A 20,274-nucleotide genomic window follows, 5' to 3' on the forward strand; every position below is an offset into this window, starting at 1 on the left:
GCCACGGCACTCGAGCACACACCGGATCTACCCGTCCAGCAACTGAACGTGCTGCCAGCTAACGAGCGCACACTGTTACTCGAGACGTGGAACGCAACGACATCGTCCCCGGCACACGATGGCGCTACCGGCGATGTGCAAGCTCAAATGCTGCACCAGTTATTTGAGACACAGGCTGATAAAACGCCGCACAGCGTGGCGATTGTTTTTGAGCAACAGCAGTGTAGCTATCGCGAGCTCAACATCCGTGCGAACCAGTTGGCGCACTATCTACGTACACTCGGCGTTGGCCCCGAAGTGGTCGTCGGCGTGTACATTGAGCGCTCTATCGACATGCTGGTCGGCGTGTTGGGCATATTGAAGGCAGGCGGGGCCTATTTGCCCCTCGATCCGAATTATCCTGCCGAGCGGATTGCCTATATGCTGGACAATGCGAACGTCCCGGTACTCGTCACACAATCGCATCTTGAAGCGCAACTGCCCGACATGCCGGCGCAACGGGTACGCATTGATACCGACTGGGCGCGCATGGCCGCCCAGCCACACCATGCGCCACAAAGCGGCGCGGGCCCGCATCATCTGGCATACGTGATCTACACGTCAGGCTCCACTGGCCGGCCCAAAGGAGTCATGGTCGATCATCACGCTGTGTCGAGCCGTCTGTATGCGGGACAACAGTTACTGTCACTGCGCTCGGACGATCACTGCTTGCAGCAAATCTCTCTGAGCTTCGACGCGTCCATAGAAGAAATATTTATTCCGTTGATGGCTGGCGCTACCCTGGTCATGGCTGATCCGACCATACAGATGGACGCAAGCCGTCTTGCCACTTTGATGGCGCGACAACGTATCAGCGTGATCGACATCGCTCCAGCCATGCTCGAGCAGCTTTGCGCCACTGAAGGCGTGGCCGACTGCCAACATCTCAGGCTCGTCCTATGCGGCGCTGAAGCGCTATCGAGTGCCGTGTTACGCGCATGCCAGACAACCTTCCCGAGCGCAACGCTTTATAACTTATATGGCCCGACGGAAGGTGTCATTAATGCGCTGGCTTGGCCCGCAACCCAGCTAGCCGCGTCCGAGACACCGCCGCTGGGCGGCCCGATCGCCAATACGCGTGTCTATGTGCTCGATCGTGCACTACAGCCGGTACCCATTGGCGTCACCGGCGAGCTCTATATTGGCGGACCGGCATTGGCACGTGCTTATTTGGGCCGGCCTGATCTGACAGCAGAACGCTTTATTTCCAACCCATTTGAACAGAAAACTCGACTTTACCGAACGGGCGACCTCGTGCGTTGGCGCGCTGATGGTCAATTGGAATACCTGGGTCGTGCTGATCATCAAATCAAGCTTAGAGGCTTTCGTATTGAGCTCAGCGAGATCGAATCCGTACTGGCCAAGTATCCGGGTATCGCCCAAGCCACACTCAGCTTGCGCGAAGACCGTCCGGGGAATAAACAGCTCGTCGCCTATTGGGTCACGGCAGCCGGCCACACGATCACGCCCGTTGAACTGAAATCCCACCTTGGCCAAATACTGCCCAGCTATATGATGCCGGCCGCATTCGTCGAACTCGATGCGCTGCCGCTGACGGCGAACGGCAAAATCGATCGCCAGGCGTTGCCGGCTCCCGACTTCAGTTCGAGCAACGCTCAGGCGCCACGCACCGCGGCAGAAACGCTGCTGGCTGACCTGTTCGCTGAGGTATTGGGTTTGGATACCGTCGGCATCGACGACAACTTCTTTGACCTGGGCGGGCACTCGCTATTGGCGATGCGTTTGATCAGCCGCATTCGCGCTACGTTGGACATTGACATCGCAATTCGCACGTTGTTTGAAGCGCCCACGGTCGCCGACTTAGCGCAGCGCCTCACGCCTAACGCGTTCGCCCGGCCGCCACTGCGTCCACAGACACGCCCCGCCACCCTACCGTTGTCCTTCGCGCAGCGCCGCTTATGGTTTACTCACCAGTTCGAAGGACCCAGCGCCACCTATAACATGCCGTTGCCGTTACGCCTGTTTGGCACGGTGGACACCCACGCTTTGCAGGCCGCGTTGAATGACCTGCTAGCCCGCCATGAAAGCTTGCGCACTGTCTTCAAGGACATCAACGGTGTCGCCACGCAACAGATCATCGCTGTCGAAGCCGCCTCGCTCACACTGGAGACAGTCCAGGTGACAGCAGAAACGCTGTCACAAAGGCTGGCCCAAGCGGCAGTTCACCATTTCGACCTGTCCCGCGAAATTCCACTGCGCGCGTGGCTGTTTCGGCTCGATGCGCAAGAGCACGTGCTATTGCTGCTGTTGCATCATATCGCTGGCGATGGCTGGTCAATGGCGCCGCTCGCCCGCGACTTAGGTCGCGCCTATGCCGCCCGGCTCGAAGGTCAGGCGCCAGCCTGGGCGCCGTTACCTGTGCAGTATGCCGACTATACACTGTGGCAACAGACGTTATTCGGTAACGAGCATGATCCGGACAGCATGATTGGCCGTCAGTTCGCGTACTGGGAGCGCACATTGGCCGGTCTGCCCGAGCGGTTGGAACTGCCGTTTGACCGGACACGGCCGCCCGTGGCCAGCTATCACGGCGACTATGTGGCCATGCGAATCGATGCCGCGCTGCACGGCAAGCTACAAGCACTTGCTCGTGCCCACGAAGCCAGCCTGTTCATGGTATTGCAAGCTGCATTGGCGACGTTGCTGACCCGTCTGGGCGCAGGCAATGACATTCCAATCGGCACCGCCATTGCTGGACGTACCGACGAGGCGCTGGACGAGCTTATCGGCTTTTTCGTCAATACCTTGGTTCTGCGCACCGATACATCAGGTAACCCGAACTTCAATGCACTACTGAAACGAGTGCGTGAAACATGTCTGGCTGCTTATGCCCATCAGGATGCACCGTTTGAACAGCTAGTTGAACGGCTCAATCCAACCCGCTCAACCACACATCACCCCCTCTTTCAGGTTTCGTTGGTATTACAAAACACGGCTGTGCAGCCATTCGACCTGCCTGGCCTGCGTTTGATACCCGAACCTATTGATACTTTTACCGCCAAGTTCGACTTATTCTTCAGCTTTGATGAAGTACAGAGTACAGATGGCAGTGCGCAAGGGCTGGAAGGATTGATCGAATATGCGACTGACCTGTTCGATCGTGACACGGTGGACAGACTGGCCCGTCGCTTCATCCGCTTGTTGGAAGCCATTGCCGACGCGCCTGCGCAACCGATCGGTCAAATCGATCTCCTGGAGACGGCTGAACGGCAGCAACTGCTCAACGGTTGGAACGATACGGCGCAACCGGTCTGCGAAGCAACGCTGCCCGCGCTATTCGAGGCGCAAGTGGCCAAAGCGCCTGATGCGATCGCACTGGTCTTCGAAGATCAACATGTCAGCTATGCTGAACTTAACGCTCAAGCCAACCGCCTTGCGCATTATTTGATTGCCGAGGGCATTGGCCCAGAGGATATCGTCGCCGTAGCGCTACGCCGCTCGCCGCAAATGATCAGCGCCTTGCTGGGTATTTTGAAGGCTGGCGCGGCCTATCTGCCGCTCGACCCGGACTATCCGAGCGAACGATTGGCTTTCATGCTAACGGATGCGCAGCCCAAGCGCACCCTCACCGATGCGTCGAGCGCTAAGCGCTTACCCAACGAGTACACCGCGGTTCTCCATTTGGATAATCCGGCTGTCTGCGCCGCGCTGACGCAACGATCCGAATCCAACCCAAGCGACACTCATCGTCGCCGACCACTCACTCCCCGCCATCCCGCGTATGTCATCTACACTTCCGGCTCGACCGGAAAACCAAAAGGCGTTGTGGTCACGCATGCTGGCAGCCATAATTTAACGGCTACCCAAATCGAGCGCTTCTCGCTGAGCCCGCACAGCCGTGTCCTACAGTTTGCGTCATTGAGTTTTGATGCCGCTTTCTGGGAACTGTGCATGTCGCTGCTGTCAGGCGCCACGTTGGTCCTAGGGCGCTCAGAGCAGTTGTTGCCAGGAGACGCGCTGGCGAAGCTCGCATCGGATCAAGCCATCACCCACGCCACGTTGCCGCCCAGCGCGTTGGCCGCCCTGCCCGCTGATAGTCTGTCCACTTGTTCGCATTTGATCGTTGCCGGCGAATCCTGCCCGCCGCACCTCGTCGAACAGTGGTCGCAGGCGCGGCACATGACAAACGCGTATGGGCCCACCGAGGCGACAGTATGCGTGGCGATGCGGCGGTTTTTACCTGATGAGGCTTTGACTGAAGCAGCGTCATCGATTGGCCAGCCGATTGGCAACACACAGCTGTACGTCTTGGATGACCATCTACAGCCAGTGCCAGTCGGCGTGTCGGGCGAGCTCTATATAGGTGGCATCGGGCTCGCACGCGGTTATCTCAATCGCCCTGCTTTGACGGCGGAACGCTTCGTTGCCGCGCCGTTTGGCTCAGCAGGCGCGCGCTTGTATCGCACCGGCGATCTAGCTCGCTGGCGAGCCGACGGTACACTCGATTTCCTCGGCCGTGCCGATCATCAAGTCAAGTTGCGCGGCTTCCGGATTGAGCCAGGTGAAATCGAGGCCGTGCTGTGTCGCCACCCGGCCGTCGCCCAGGCGGCGGTGATTGCCCGCGAAGACCGCCCAGGCCACGCGCAACTGGTTGGCTATGTCACGCTCGACAAAACGACTGCTGAGCGTAATGCGGCCACAGAAGAGCGCCAAGTCGGCGAATGGCAAACGATCTACGATACTCACTATGGCAGCAACCAATCCAGTGCTTTTGGCGAGAATTTCGTCGGCTGGGACAGCAGTTATGACGGGCGCCCGATCCCACTGCCCGACATGCAGGCATGGCGTACAGCCACGGTCGCACGGATTCAAGCACTTAAACCCCGACGATTATTGGAAATCGGTGTGGGCAGCGGCCTGCTGCTCGCCCATCTGGCACCGCATTGCGAAGCCTATTGGGGCACAGACTTCTCGATGCCCACCATTGAAGCACTCCAGGCGCAACTGACGCACTATCCAGAATTAGCCTCGCGCGTGGAATTACGCACGCAGGCGGCCCATGTCACCGAAGGACTGCCGTCAGGCTATTTCGACACCATCGTGATCAACTCGGTGGCACAGTACTTTCCCAATGTCAGCTATCTACAAGATGTACTGTGTCAAGCGATGGCGCTGCTTGCACCCGGTGGTGTGGTCTTTATTGGCGACGTGCGCAACTTCAACCTGCTAACTTGCTTTGTCAGCGCCGTGCAGCTGCATCAAGCCAATCCTGCGGTTGACGACGTATCCACCCTACGCCGACGTATCGAGCAGGCATTACTTGCGGAAAAAGAACTGCTGCTCGCGCCGGCGTTCTTTAGTACGCTATCGCGTACGATTGATGCCATCGCCGCGGTCGATATTCAACTCAAGCGGGGCTCATATGAAAATGAGCTCAGCCGCTACCGCTACGATGTGGTACTGCATAAACAGGCAGCAGAGCCTATTCGAACGCTTTCGCTAGCTCAAGCGCCGCAGTTGTACTGGGGTCAGCAGTTCGCCGATCTCGACACGTTGAAAGCTCACCTGAACACGCAACGTCCCACACGCCTGCGTATCGTAGGCGTGCCCAACGCACGCCTGGAACGGGACATTGAGGCCATGCAAGCGCTCGAGCGCGGCTGCGATATCGCCACCGTCCAGCATCGACTCAAAGCAGGTGGCACACGGGCAGAGGGGCTCACGCCCGACGACTTCCATGCACTGGGCCAGGCGTGCGGCTATTGGGTTGCCGCGACTTGGTCAGGCGACGCGCAAGCGTGCATGGATATCTTGCTCGTTCAGGCCAGCGAAGCGGCCAACGCCACGTTCACCGACCTGTACTTATCCCCAACCGCGCTCGCCAGCCAAGCGCTTGGCACCTATGCGAATAACCCCGCCAAGCTCGACCAGCTTGCGGACATTCGTCGCTACGCGGCCTCTGCGCTGCCGGCCTACATGGTGCCAGCCGCCATGGTGCTGCTAGACAACTTGCCACTCACGCCCAACGGCAAACTCGACCGCAAAGCGCTACCAGCACCGGATTTTGTCTCTGAGCATTACCGTGCTGCACGTTCGCCACAAGAACAAACGCTGGCCGAACTGTTTGCAGAAGTACTCGGCCTGCCGCGTGTTGGCATTGATGACCGATTCTTCGACTTGGGTGGGCATTCGCTGCTGGCGACCCGCCTGATCAGCCGCATCCGCGCCACGTTAGGCGTTGAGGTCCCTATTCGCACGTTGTTTGAGGCCGCAAGCGTGGCGGAGCTGGCTCCCCGCATCACGGCAATGCAGCAAAACAATGAACTGTCCATCCCCGCGCTGACGGTTCAGCCCAGGCCCGACACATTACCTCTGTCTTTCGCGCAAGAACGTCTGTGGTTCTTGGATCAATTAGGGCAAGGCGACGCTTATCAGATACCGATGGCTACCCGATTGACGGGGCAACTAGACGTACCAGCGTTAAACGCCGCGCTCAGTGAAATCGTTCGGCGCCATGAGGCTTTGCGTACCCGGTTCGAGGCGCGCGATGGCACCGGCGTACAAGTGATCGATCCGCCATGGACCGTCGCGCTCAAGCCGCGTGAGCTTGATGAATGCGAGCTCGTTAACTATCTGCAAGCCAGCGCTGAACAACCGTTCAATCTGACTACGGGCCCGCTGGTGCGCTTTGAATTACTACGGCTTGCTTCCAATGTTCATGTGCTGAGTATTGTGTTGCACCACATCATCTCAGATGGCTGGTCAATCGGCGTACTCACGCGCGAACTGAACGAACTGTACAGCGCGTTTGTTCAGGGTCGGCCCTCGCCCCTGCCCGAGCTACCGGTCCAATATGCCGATTATGCGCTTTGGCAGCGCGCATGGCTGAAGGACGAAGCGCTAGAACGGGAGCTGAATTACTGGCGCAAGCAATTGGCCGGAGCGCCTGCCGCGTTGGAGCTGCCAACCGACCGGCCGCGGCCCGCCGTACCAAGCGGCCGAGGCCATGGCCTTGCAGTACACGTGCCGGCGGCGCTTGCCGCGCAACTCAAAACGCTGGCGCAGTGTGAAGGCGCAACGTTATACATGACGTTGCTCACGGCGTTCCAAATTGTACTCAGCCGCTGGAGCGGGCAAGATGATATCGTGGTGGGCTCTCCGATTGCAGGACGCACGCAGGCACAAACGGAAGGACTGTTAGGCTTCTTCCTCAATACCTTGGCGTTGCGTACCGACTTGTCGGGTAATCCCCGCTTCAACGAATTGTTGGCACAGGTGCGGGAGACAGCGTTAGAGGCATATGCGTATCAAGCTGTGCCATTTGAGAAGCTGGTAGAAGTATTGCAGCGCGTTCGGGACCTGTCGCGTCCACCGATTGTGCAAGTCATGGTCAATGGGTTGAATCTGTCGACATCGAACCTGGCTTTGCCAGGGCTCATCGCCGAACCAGTTCAATTCGATACATTTGGCACGAAGTTCGATCTCACGCTGTACTTCGGTGAAACGCCGGATGGCATCGACGGCTGGCTACAATATGCGACGGACTTGTTCGATGCCGACACAATTGAGCGACTCGGCCAGCATTGGGTCAATGTGCTCGAGGCAGTGGCCGCCAATCCAGCGCAGCGCCTGTCTGAACTGCCGCTGCTCAGCGCCGCAGAGCAGCATCAATTGCTCACGACGTGGAACGACACCGCGGCCGATTATCCCGACACGCAAACCCTGCATCAGCTGTTCGAGACTCAAGCGCAGCGCACGCCGCATGTGGTGGCCGCCGTGTGCGAAGCGCAACAGATAACCTACGCCGAGTTGAACACGCGCGCTAACCAGCTTGCACATCACCTTCGCGCTTTGGGCGTCGGCCCGGAGGTCATCGTGGGGCTATGCGTCGAGCGCTCGCTCGAGATGCTAATCGGCATATTGGGCATTTTGAAGGCCGGTGGCGCTTACGCGCCGCTGGATCCCAGCTATCCGCCCGAGCGCCTCGCTTATATGCTTGAAGAAGCCAGCGCCCCCGTGCTGGTCACGCAAGCTCACCTCGAAGCGCAATTGCCCGCCACCGACGCCCGGCGTGTGTGCTTGGATGCCGACTGGCACGACATCGCGACCCAGCCACACCATACGCCGCACAGCGGTGTGACGCCCGCGCATCTCGCTTACGTCATCTATACGTCGGGTTCGACCGGGCGGCCCAAAGGGGTCATGATCCGACATCGTGGCGTCGCCAATTATCTGGCCTTCCTGACTCGCCACTATCGTCTCACCACAGCGGACGTTGTGCTGAATGTGTCAGGCTTGGCCTTCGACCCGTCGGTGCGTGACCTGTTCGGTCCGCTAACCTCGGGTGGGCGGGCCGTGCTGGTGCCCACCGCACAAGCCAAGGAGCCGCACAAGTATTTGTCCGTGATCCATGAGCAGGGCGTCACCAAAATGCTCAGCATCACGCCCAGCTTTCTGCGCAGCCTGTGCGAGGCGGCTCAGGACCGCCCCTTGCCTCAGCTGGCATTGCAGGCAATCCTGACCTGCGGTGAGCCACTGGAAGCAACTTTGTGCAACCGGGCCCGCCAAGTATTCGGCGCGCAAGTTGACGTGATCAACCAGTACGGCCCGACCGAGTGCACGCTCAGCTCAACTTGGTTCGCGGCCGTGCCTCAGCCAAGCGGCATCGTGCCGATCGGTCGCGCGATCTCGAACGCGCGCGTCTACGTGCTGGATCGACATCTGCAACCGGCCCCACCGGGCGTGGTCGGCGAGCTGTACATCGCCAGTGTCGGATTGGCGCGCGGCTATTTCAAACGCCCTGCGCTAAGCGCCGAGCGCTTTATCGCAAACCCGTTCGGGCACGGCGAGCGGCTGTATCGAACCGGCGATTTGGCCAAATGGCGAGCCGATGGCCAACTTCAGTATTTGGGCCGCACCGACCATCAAGTCAAGGTCCGTGGCATTCGCGTCGAACTCGGCGAGATTGAAACGCAACTGCTGGCCCATCCGTCCATCCATCAAGCTGTGGTCGTGGCCCGGGAGGATGAGCCAGGCGAGAAGCGACTGGTGGCCTATTTCGTCAGCGATGACGCTATCGAAACCACTGCGCTGCGCGATCAGCTCAAAGGCAGCTTGCCGGACTATATGGTGCCATCGGCGTTCGTCAGGCTCGACGCCATGCCGCTGACGCCGAATAATAAAGTGGACCGTAAAGCACTGCCGGCACCGAATTTTATTTCGGAACACTACCGCGCCCCGCGTTCGCCTCAAGAGCAAACGCTGACTGAATTGGTCGCCGAAGTGCTTGGTCTGCCACGCGTGGGTATTGACGACAACTTCTTTGAACTCGGCGGACACTCATTGCTAGCGATGCGCTTTGCAGCCCGAGTCCAGCAAGCGCTGGGAGCCGAACTGCCGGTGCGCGCGCTGTTTGAAGCGCCTACTATTGCCGAACTGACACCTCGTCTGGGCGCATTGCGGCAAAGTCGTGACATCAACATTCCAGCGTTGACCACGCAAACGCGTCCCACCATTTTGCCTTTGTCGTTCGCGCAAGAACGTCTGTGGTTCTTGGAGCAATTAGGGCAAGGCGCAGCGTACCAGATACCGATTGCAATGCGCTTGACGGGTAAATTGGATGTCGCTGCACTGGCTGCCGCATTAAGTGAAATCGTCCGGCGTCATGAAACATTACGCACCCGGTTTGAAACCCATGATGGGGACGGTGTGCAAGTGGTCAATCCGCCCTGGACGGTTGAACTGATACCGCACGAAGTGGCTGAGCATGACGTCATGCATTATCTGCTAGCCGCCGCTCAGCAGCCGTTTGATCTCACTGCAGGGCCGCTGGTGCGCTTTGCACTGCTACGTCTCGCGCCTGATATCCATGTGTTAAGCGTGATATTGCATCACATCATTTCGGATGGCTGGTCTCTAGGTGTGCTGGCACGGGAAATTCAAGCGTTATATACGGCCTTTAGTCAAAAGCAAGGCTCGCCATTACCCGAGCTGGCAGTCCAATATGCCGATTATGCGCTTTGGCAGCGCGCATGGCTTAAGGACGAAGCACTGGAACGGGAGTTGAATTACTGGCGCAAGCAATTGGCGGGAGCGCCTGCCGCGTTGGAGCTACCAACCGACCGGCCGCGGCCCGCCGTGCCAAGCGGCCGTGGGCATGGCCTCGCGGTGCACGTGCCGGCGGCGCTTGCCGCGCAACTCAAAGCACTGGCGCAGCGCGAAGGCGCAACGTTATATATGACGTTGCTCGCCGCATTCCAGGTCGTGCTCAGCCGCTGGAGCGGACAAGACGATATCGTCGTGGGTTCACCGATCGCAGGACGCACGCAAGTGCAAACCGAAGCGCTAATCGGATTTTTCATCAATACCTTGGCGCTGCGTACTGACTTGTCGGGTAATCCCCGCTTCAACGAATTGCTGGCGCAGGTGCGCGAAACTACATTGGGCGCCTATGCGCACCAGGTGGTGCCTTTCGAAAAACTGGTGGAAGTACTGCAACCCGTACGCGACCTGTCTCGCCAACCGATTTTTCAGGTCATGGTCAATGGGTTCAATGTACCCATGTCGGACCTTACATTGCCAGGGCTCACGGTTGAAAAAATTGACCTGGAACGGCTCAGTACCAAGTTTGACTTGACTTTGTCCTTCGGTGAGACATCGGACGGCATCGATGGCTGGCTACAATATGCGACAGACTTGTTCGATGCCGATACGATCGAGCGACTCGGCCAGCACTGGGTCAACGTGCTCGAGGCAGTGGCCGCCAATCCAGTGCAGCGCCTGTCTGAGCTGCCGCTGCTCGGCGCCACGGAACGGCGCCAACTACTCACAGCGTGGAATGACACGGCAGCTGACTTTTCGTCTGCGCCAATCCTGCACCAGCTATTTGAAGCACAGGTGCAACGCACGCCGAACGCAGTCGCTGCGGTGTTCGAAACGCAGCAAATGACTTACGCCGAGTTGGACCGCCGAGCCAACCAGCTTGCGCATCATCTGCTTGCCATGGGCATAGGACCCGAAGTCATCGTCGGCCTATGTGCGGAGCGCTCGCTGCAGATGCTCGTGGGCTTATTGGGTATCTTGAAAGCGGGGGGCGCCTACTTGCCCCTGGATCCAAGTTATCCAGCTGAGCGCATCGCTTATATGCTTGAGGATGCACAAGTCGCAGTATTGGTGCTGCAACCCCACCTTGAATCGCTGTTGCCCGCCACCCGCGCTCAGACCGTGACGCTGGAGACGAGCTGGGATCAGATCGCCACGCAGCCCTCAACACGACCAACCAGCGTCGTGAGACCGCACAATCTTGCCTATATCACCTACACGTCAGGCTCAACGGGCAAGCCTAAAGGCGTAATGAGCCAGCACAGCGGCGCGGCCAATTACTTGAACTTCCTAGTGCGCCACTACCGCCTCACTGAGGCCGATGTCGTGCTCAACGTGGCTAGCCTGGCCTTTGACGCATCGGTGCGCGATCTACTTGGCCCACTCGTGGCAGGCGCTCGGACAGTGCTAATCCCGACAGCACAAGCCAAAGAGCCGCATCAATACGTGCGCGCGATCAACGAGCACAGTGTCACGAAGTTGCTCAGCATCACGCCCAGCTTGTTGCGCAGCGTCTGCCAAGTGACTGACGGCCCGCAAACGACCCCTACGCTGCACACGATTTTGACCAGCGGCGAAGCGCTTGAGGCAGACTTATGCACTCAAGTGCACCAGACGCTGGGCGAGCAGATCCATGTGGTCAATCAGTATGGTCCGACCGAATGCACGATGACCTCTACGTGGTTTGCAGCCGTGCGCCAAGCAAGCGGTATCGTGCCGATCGGCCGGCCCTTGTCCAACGCACGCGTGTATTTGCTTGATCGGTATTTGCAGCCGGTGCCCTGTGGCGTAGCTGGCGAGCTGTATATCGCGGGTGCGGGTCTGACACGGGGCTATGCCAATCAACCGGCGCTGAGCGCCGAGCGCTTTATCGCCAACCCCTTTGGCCAAGGCGAGCGGCTATATCGAACCGGGGACTTGGCCAAGTGGCGAGCAGACGGCCAGCTCGAGTATCTCGGCCGGACTGACCATCAAGTCAAAATCCGCGGCTTTCGCGTCGAGTTGGAAGAAATTAGTGCAGCGCTGGTCGGTCACCCCAATGTTGCACAAGCGACGGTCATCGCATGGGAGGATGGTCGGTCAGCAGACAAACGCTTGGCGGCCTATTTAGTGGCATCAGCAAACTGTACTATTACGCCCGCTACACTTAGACAATACCTGGGTCAGAAGCTGCCGGACTATATGATCCCGGCCGTATTCGTCGTGCTTGATGCATTGCCGCTTACACCAAACGGTAAGGTCGATCGCAAAGCACTGCCAGCGCCGGAAATGACGGTAACGGCAACAGCACGCATGCCGCGCACCCCTGAAGAACAGGTGCTTTGCGAACTATTTGCCGAGGTGCTGGGCGTCGCACACGTCGGTATCGATGACAACTTCTTCGAGCTAGGGGGCCATTCGTTGCTGGCTGCACGGTTGATCAACCGTGTCCGTGCCACACTCGGCTTGGAGCTGTCCATTCGAAACTTGTTTGAAACGCCTACCGTAGCGGGCCTCAGCCAGCAGCCAGACAAGCCGACCGACCTTGACCCATTATTCCAAGTCGTATTGCCGCTCAGGCCCCGCGGAGAACGCCCTCCGGTGTTCTGCATCCATCCAGCGGGAGAACTGGGTTGGTGCTATGCCGGACTCCTGCGGTATGTCGATCGCCAGCATCCTCTTTATAGTTTGCAGGCGCGCTGCCTTTCGACCTCAGGGCCTCTTCCAGAAACGATTGAAGAAATGGCCTTGGATTACGTTGAACAAATCCGCCGTATCCAACCTAGCGGTCCTTATCAACTAGTAGGCTGGTCTTTGGGGGGGCTCATTGCCTTTGAAATGGCTTGCATTCTTCAAAAGGAAGGCGAACACGTCGCCTTACTTGCCCTTTTGGATAGCTACGTTAGGACAAAAAACAAGCCCATGCGACGGGTTGCCAGACAAGACATGATTGCCGATCTGCTTGCAGAGGCCGGATACGATTCAGCCAGTTCAGAAAAAACGCCACTCGATTTTGACGAGCGTCGGGAGATTCTTCGCAAAGGAGGTAGCCTATATGCCGCATTAGATGAGCGTCAATTTGATAGCATTTTGGATTTCTTTGAAAAAACACCTCAAATGATAGAGCGTTATGTACCTCGCTCTTCGTTCGAAGGGGACATGCTGCATATTAAAGCCGCATTGGAGAAACCAGGCTATCGGCCAGAGCCGGAAACATGGCAGGCTTACGTAAAAGGCCATGTTGAGATGCATTCCATCGACTGCGAACATGGCGCGATGATGCAACCGGAACCGTTAGCCCAAATTGGCCCCATCATTGCGCAGAAGCTAAGGACGGTGAGCTAAACACTTACCCGTACGCGTGCGAGGTGGTACCGGAGCTAAACGCTAAAGCTTTCCAAGGTTATGCGCCGGTACGCCGAGCACCAGTGCTCATTTTTTGCAAGGGGTTTGGGGACGTCAGGATAAAGACTGTCGTCAAGCGTTACGGCGGCGACATTTCAGGATAAGTAAATGATGACGGATGCTTCATTTGGAAAAAATCGCCTTGGCATTTTAGGAGGTATGGGCAGCGAGGCCACCGCATACTTTTTGCGGCTACTGGCTCAACGTGCGGGTGCGCAGGTCGATCAGGACCATGTCCCGTTTCTACTGCTTTCCTGTCCAGAGATCCCGGACCGCTCCACTGCAGTCGAGAACGGCGACACGATTGTCCCGACAATGATCCATGCGCGCCTTGCGCAATTAGCGCAGGCTGGATGCGGCGCCGTCGCTATTGCGTGCAACACCGCTCACTACTGGCGCGATGAATTCGCAGCGGCTTTGCGGATTCCGTTCATTGATATGGTCTCCGCGACCGCGCGGCAGACTGCGCTCTCAGGAGCAGGGAGCGCAATCGTGCTAGGCACGCGCTCCACTATCCGTTATCGATTGTACGATCACGCATTGAATAATGCCGGCGTGCGTCTCATCGAACCTGACGATGAGATCGTCGAGCTAACGAGTGCCGCCATCTCACTCAGCAAAGCAGGCGACCTTCCCGGCGCGTCGGCTCAACTGGCCCGTTCACTTACGGCATGCCGTGCGTTGCACGCCGACGCTGTGATTCTAGGCTGCACCGAGTTGCCAATGGTGGTGCCTGCGGGGATCCGTGACATCCATTTGATCGATTCGGCATGCTGTCTAGCTGATGCTTGCGTGCAGTGGTGGCGGGCTAAATCGATACCTGATCAGGGTATGGGGGTACGCCTTAGGCCACTAGTCAAGCTGGGTTGATCTGGCGTGGCATCGGCCCACCCACGGGAGCGCAAGGGAACTGTCCCCTTGCGCCACCCGATAAGGCCCATACTGGCGATAGCCAATCTTAGCCCAATTCGCACACTGACTCAGCCGGCAGGTCCAGGGCGGCAGTGTTGATCATGCCGCTTGTAGCGCATTCAACTTCTGGCGCAAAATGCGGCCAATCTGTGCAGTAGGCACGGGCAACTCCATGTCGTAATGTTGGCAGGCAATATCGTGAACCTCAATATTACCCATTACATAAGGCTGCCATACCTTCGGTAAGATGGGTTGAGTCCATGCATCTTGTGCCATTGTCGCCCTGAAAAACAACATATCGCCACTGTAAACACGTGGCGAAAAACGTTGAACAAGCTGCACATTATTTTGAAGCACTGCACGGGTTTTCTCCCACAAATAATGGCCGGCTTCCGACAGACTGCCTGCAGCGTGGCGTACAAACAGATGATAAAAATCGTCTTCGGTGATCTTTGACTTGTTATCCCGTTGCACATAATCCGGCGTCGCATCGAGCACCGCTAGCAACGCGACCCGCTCTCCCTGTTGTTCAAGCTGCGTTGCCATGCTATGGACCACTTTTCCGCCAAATGACCAACCTAGCAGATAGTAAGGCCCGCGTGGTTGAATACGGCGGATCTGCTGAATATAGTCTATCACCATCGCTTCGATCGTGACGGCGGGCGACGAGTCGCCGTCGAGTCCACGGGCTTGTAGGCCATAGACCGGTTGATCTGCCTCCAAATGGCTCACCAGGCCTCGATAGTGCCAACTTAGCCCAGTGACGGGATGGACACAGAAAAGCGCAGGTCGAGCGCCATGAGGTTGAATCGGTAGTAGCACAGCAAAGGACTCATCCTGCACGTTCTCTTGTACCGATACACGCTGCGCTAGCGCGGCAAGGGTCGGTGCTTCAAACAGGACGGGCATCGGAATGGAGATATCCAAAGCGGTGCGGCTCCGACTGATCATCTGCACCGCGAGCAGCGAATGGCCACCGAGTGCGAAGAAGTTATCGTGTCGGCTGATCCTCTCCACACCCAGCAACTCGGACCAGATCTTGGCCAATGTGGTCTCAAGCTCGCCCTGCGGCGCTTCATACGCCTGGTGCGCAAAAGCCTGCGCGTCCGGCGCCGGCAACGCACGGCGATCGAGCTTGCCGTTCGGCGTCAAGGGGAATGCGTCAAGCTGCACGAACGCACTGGGCACCATGTACTCAGGCAACGCTGCCGCCACATGCGTGCGCAAGATACCCGCTAACGCGTCATCGGGCTCGGCCACCACATACGCGACTAGCCGTTTATCTTGGCCTTCGCCCATGGCCAGCACGACCGCGTCGCGCACCTGCGCATGCTGGGTCAGGCACGCCTCGATCTCGCCCAATTCAATCCGAAAGCCGCGAATCTTGACTTGATGATCGTTGCGGCCCAGAAACTCCAAGTTTCCATCGGGCAAGTAACGCGCCAAATCCCCGGTCTTGTACATCCGCGCATCGGCCTCGCCCACGAATGGGTCGCGCACGAAGCGTTCAGCGGTCAGCTCCGGGCGATTCAGGTAGCCGCGCGCCACCCCCGCGCCACCGATATACAGCTCACCCACCGCGCCCAACGGTACCGGCTGACCGTAGCTATCGAGCAGGTAAATCCGGGTGTTTGCGATCGGACGGCCGATGCAACGCCAATGATCACTATCATCTACTACTTCATATATCGTAACGATAACCGTCGTTTCAGTCGGACCATAAGTATTCAATAAGCGCGCCTGATGGCCTCCAGCTAACCATGCACTTTGTGTCGATGCGCTTAATGTATCTCCGCCAATGGTAATCGCACGTACGCTGCTTGCAACAGCAGCTTTTTCCTGAATTAATTGTGCCCAGAACTGAGTGGGTAAAGCTACCAAGCTTATGCGGTTTGCTTCACAAAGATCCCAAAATTGCTTGGCGTCTGCCAGCCAAGCATCCGTTCTCAAAACTAACGTTGCGCCATAGCATAAAGTGCAAAAAATTTCTTCGACTGATGAGTCAAAAGATAACGAAGAAAATTGTAAAAGGCGATCTCGCGAACTCAGTCCAAGTCGCTGCGCCATTACTATTCCATGGTTGACTACACTACTGTGCTGAACCAAAACGCCTTTTGGTATGCCGGTGGAACCGGATGTATAGATCACGTACGCCAGATGTCGGGACGTGAGCTCGACTACCAACGGATTCGTCTGTGCCCACTCCGGCAACTTGTTCGGATCAAGCACCGTACGATGAGCCAAGGCCGCCTCACCCAACACCGCCCGGCCCGCTGCATCGGCCAACACAATGTCCGGCGCCGCATCCGCGAGAATATGCGCGAGCCGCGCGCCTGGATACGCTGGATCGAGTGGTACATACGCACCACCCGCCTTCAGAATCGCCAACAGCCCCACCACCATCGCGGGACTGCGCTGCATACAGATCGCCACCCGCGCATCGGGCTTCACACCTAGTTCGATTAACTGATGCGCGAGGCGATTCGCCCGGGCATTCAACTGAGCGTAGCTGAGCGTCTGGTCCTCATAGACCAGTGCTGTCGCCTCGGGCGTGCGCTCCACTTGCGCTTCAAACAACTGGTGAATGCATTGGTGCGCCGGATAGTCCTGCTGCGTCGCGTTCCACGTCTGCAGCAACAACGTGCGTTCGGCCGGCGACAGTAACGCGACATGCATGACAGGCTGTTGGGCGTCAGCAGCCATCGCCTGCAACATCGTCTGCAAATACCCGACGTGCCGCTCAATCGTCGCGCGATCGAACAGCGCCATCGCATAATTCAGCCCGCCGACAATCTCCCCACCTGCTTCATATAGGTGCAGGTCCAAATCGAACTTGGCCACGTCATAAGCCAAGTCCGCTGGCGTGACTTCTAACGCCGGCAGATCCCACACGGCACGCTCATTGCTCTGCCACGCGAACATTACCTGAAACAGCGGCGTATGCTCCAGCCGCCTCGGCGGCTGCACAATCTCCACCACCTGCTCAAACGGCACATCCTGATGCGCTTGCGCTTCCAGCGTCGTGCGCCGCACCCGCTCGAGCAGCTGCGCAGCGCTCGGCTCGCCCGACACATCCAGGCGCAACGCCAGCGTGTTCACAAAGAAGCCAATCAACGGCTCAATCTGAGGATGGTGACGATTGGCGCTGGGCGTGCCAATCACCAGATCCTCTTGCCCCGACAGCCGCGCGAGCACCGCGCTCCACGCCGCGAGCACCGTCATGAACAGCGTCGCGCCTTGCGCTTGGCTTAAACGCTTCAGCGCTTGCGTGATGGACGCATCGATCCGAATCGGCACACAGGCACCCGCGAACGATTGCTGCGCCGGCCGTGGCCGGTCAGTGGGTAACGCCAGCAACACCGGAGCATTGGCGAGCTGCGTGCACCAGTACGCGCTTTGCGCCTCAAGCCGCTCACCCGTGAGCCACTGACGCTGCCAGGCCGCATAATCCGGATATTGGATCGTCAGCGCCGGCAGCGGATCCGTCTGTCCGTCACAGGCCGCGCGATACAACGTATTCAATTCGCGCACCAGCACGCCGATTGACCAGCCATCCGACACGATATGGTGCTGCACGAGCAGCATCACGTACTCGTCATCGGCCAACTGCATGCCGCACGCACGCACGAGCGGGCCATGGACCAGGTCGAATGGCGCTTGGGCCGCCTCGGCGCTCAGTCGCACCAACTGCGCCTGCGCATCAGGCACGCCGCGCAGATCATGCCAGGCCATCGGCACGCCCACCTCGGCGGGCAACAGTTGCACCTGCGGCTGACCGTCAACGCTGACGAACACCGAGCGCAGCGCTTCGTGACGCGCAAATAGCGCATCCAGTGCCTGCTGCCACGCGGTGATGTTAAGCGTGCCGCGCAGGCGCAGTGTCAGCGGAATATGATACGAGTCGCTCGCGCCGTCGAGGTGTGCAAGGAACCACAGCCGCTGCTGTGCGAACGACAACGGCAACGCACCGTCACGCGACACCGGCGTGATCACGGGCAGCACGGCGCGGTCCGTGCGGTGCGCATTTAATGCCGCGGCTAACCCGGCCAGCGTCGGCGCAGCAAACAACGTGGCCAGCGGCAATACGATGCCCAGCATGGCCACCCGGTTCATCAAGCGCACCGCCAGCAGCGAATGGCCACCCAACGCGAAGAAGCTGTCGTGTCGGCTGATTCTCTCCACACCCAACAGCTCGGACCAGATTGCTGCTAACGTGGTCTCCAATTCGCCCTGCGGCGCCTCGTACGCTTGATGCGCGAACGCTTGTGCATCGGGCGCCGGCAATGCCCGCCGATCCAGCTTGCCGTTCGGTGTCAGAGGGAATGCGTCAAGCTGCACGAACGCACTGGGCACCATGTAATCAGGCAACGCTGCCGCCACATGCGTGCGCAAGATACCCGCTAACGCGTCATCGGGATCGGCCACCACATACGCGACCAGCCGTTTATCCTGGCCTTCACCCATGGCCAGCACCACCGCCTCGCGCACCTGCGTATGCTGAGCCAAGCATGCCTCGATCTCACCGGGCTCAATGCGAAAGCCGCGGATCTTGATTTGATGGTCGTTGCGACCGAGGAATTCCAAGTTTCCATCGGGCAAATACCGCGCCAAATCCCCGGTCTTGTACATCCGTGCATTGGGCTCGTCCGAGAACGGGTCGCGCACAAAGCGCTCGGCCGTCAGCTCGGGACGATTCAGATAGCCACGCGCAACCCCCGCGCCGCCAATATACAGCTCACCCACTGCGCCCAGTGGCACCGGCTGACCGTAGCGGTCGAGCAGGTAAATCCGTGTGTTCGCAATCGGACGCCCAATAGGAATGCTTGTATCCTGTTTGACATTGCGCACCTCATACCAGCTCGCATAGGTGACTGTTTCCGTTGGGCCATACACATGTAGCAGGTGCCGCGGCTTTGCTTGCTGTAGAACGCGGAACACGCATCGCGGATCCGCATTTTCTCCTCCAAACAACAAGTAATGCAGATCACTAAAAGCCTCAACCTTCTCTTTAACCATCTGGTTAAAGAGCGCCGTCGTCAAGAATAGTACTGTCACACCACTTTGCTTGAGCTTACGGGCCAACGTGGCAGGAGAAAGCAAAGTCTCCCGCTCGATAACCTCGATGCGTGCCCCATTCAACAGCGGTGCCCAGATCTCGAAAGTCGTCGCGTCGAATGCCAGGTTCGATGCGAGCGCGAAGACGGCTCCCGGCTCAACTTTTATGTAATCTGTATTTCGCACCAACCGAACCACGCCTTGATGATGAACCATCACCCCCTTGGGCACACCGGTGGAACCGGACGTATAGATCACATACGCGAGATGGCGGGACGTCAGTGCCAGCACTGACGGATTGGTGTCCGCCCGCGCCGGCAATACATGCGGATCGAGCACCGTGCGCGACGCGAGCGTCGCCTCACCGAGAGCAGCCCGGCCCACCGCATCGGCCAACACAATGTCCGGCGCCGCATCCGTGAGGATATGCGCGAGCCGCTCGCCCGGATAGCTTGGGTCGAGCGGCACATACGCCCCGCCCGCCTTCAGAATCGCCAACAGCCCCACCACCATCGCCGGGCTGCGCTCGACACAGATCGCCACGCGCGCATCGGGCTTAACGCCCAACTCGATTAACTGATGCGCCAAGCGATTCGCCTGTGCATTGAGCTGCGCGTAGCTCAGCGTCCGCTCTTCAACCACCAACGCCGGCGCCTGGGGCGTGCGCTCGACCTGCGCTTCGAACAATTGGTGAATGCATTGATGCGCCGGATAGTCCTGCTGCGTCGCGTTCCACGTCTCGAGTAACAGTGTGCGCTCGTTAGCTGGCAGCACGTTCAGTTGCTGGACGGGTAGATCCGGTGTGTGCTCGAGTGCCGTGGC

The 20,274-nt window shown here is 58.6% G+C and carries 3 protein-coding genes; 2 read left to right on the top strand and 1 reads right to left on the bottom strand.

Annotated features, from left to right (window positions below; genetic code table 11):
- Positions 1-48 precede the first annotated feature (48 nt).
- Positions 49-13,425, top strand: a complete 13,377-nt coding sequence (locus tag B0O95_RS14545) for a non-ribosomal peptide synthetase (protein WP_233203423.1) — start codon at positions 49-51, stop codon at positions 13,423-13,425.
- A gap of 171 nt (positions 13,426-13,596) precedes the next feature.
- Positions 13,597-14,355: an aspartate/glutamate racemase family protein gene (locus B0O95_RS14550; RefSeq protein ID WP_255779294.1), complete on the top strand. Its 759-nt coding sequence runs from the start codon at positions 13,597-13,599 to the stop codon at positions 14,353-14,355.
- Between the two features lie 141 nt (positions 14,356-14,496).
- Here B0O95_RS14550 and B0O95_RS14555 read toward each other — a convergent pair.
- Positions 14,497-20,274: amino acid adenylation domain-containing protein (locus B0O95_RS14555; protein WP_146064101.1), on the bottom strand; the 5,778-nt coding region annotated here is incomplete at its 5' end.

Origin of the sequence: Mycetohabitans endofungorum (genome assembly GCF_002927045.1) — a bacterium.
Lineage (GTDB): Bacteria > Pseudomonadota > Gammaproteobacteria > Burkholderiales > Burkholderiaceae > Mycetohabitans > Mycetohabitans endofungorum.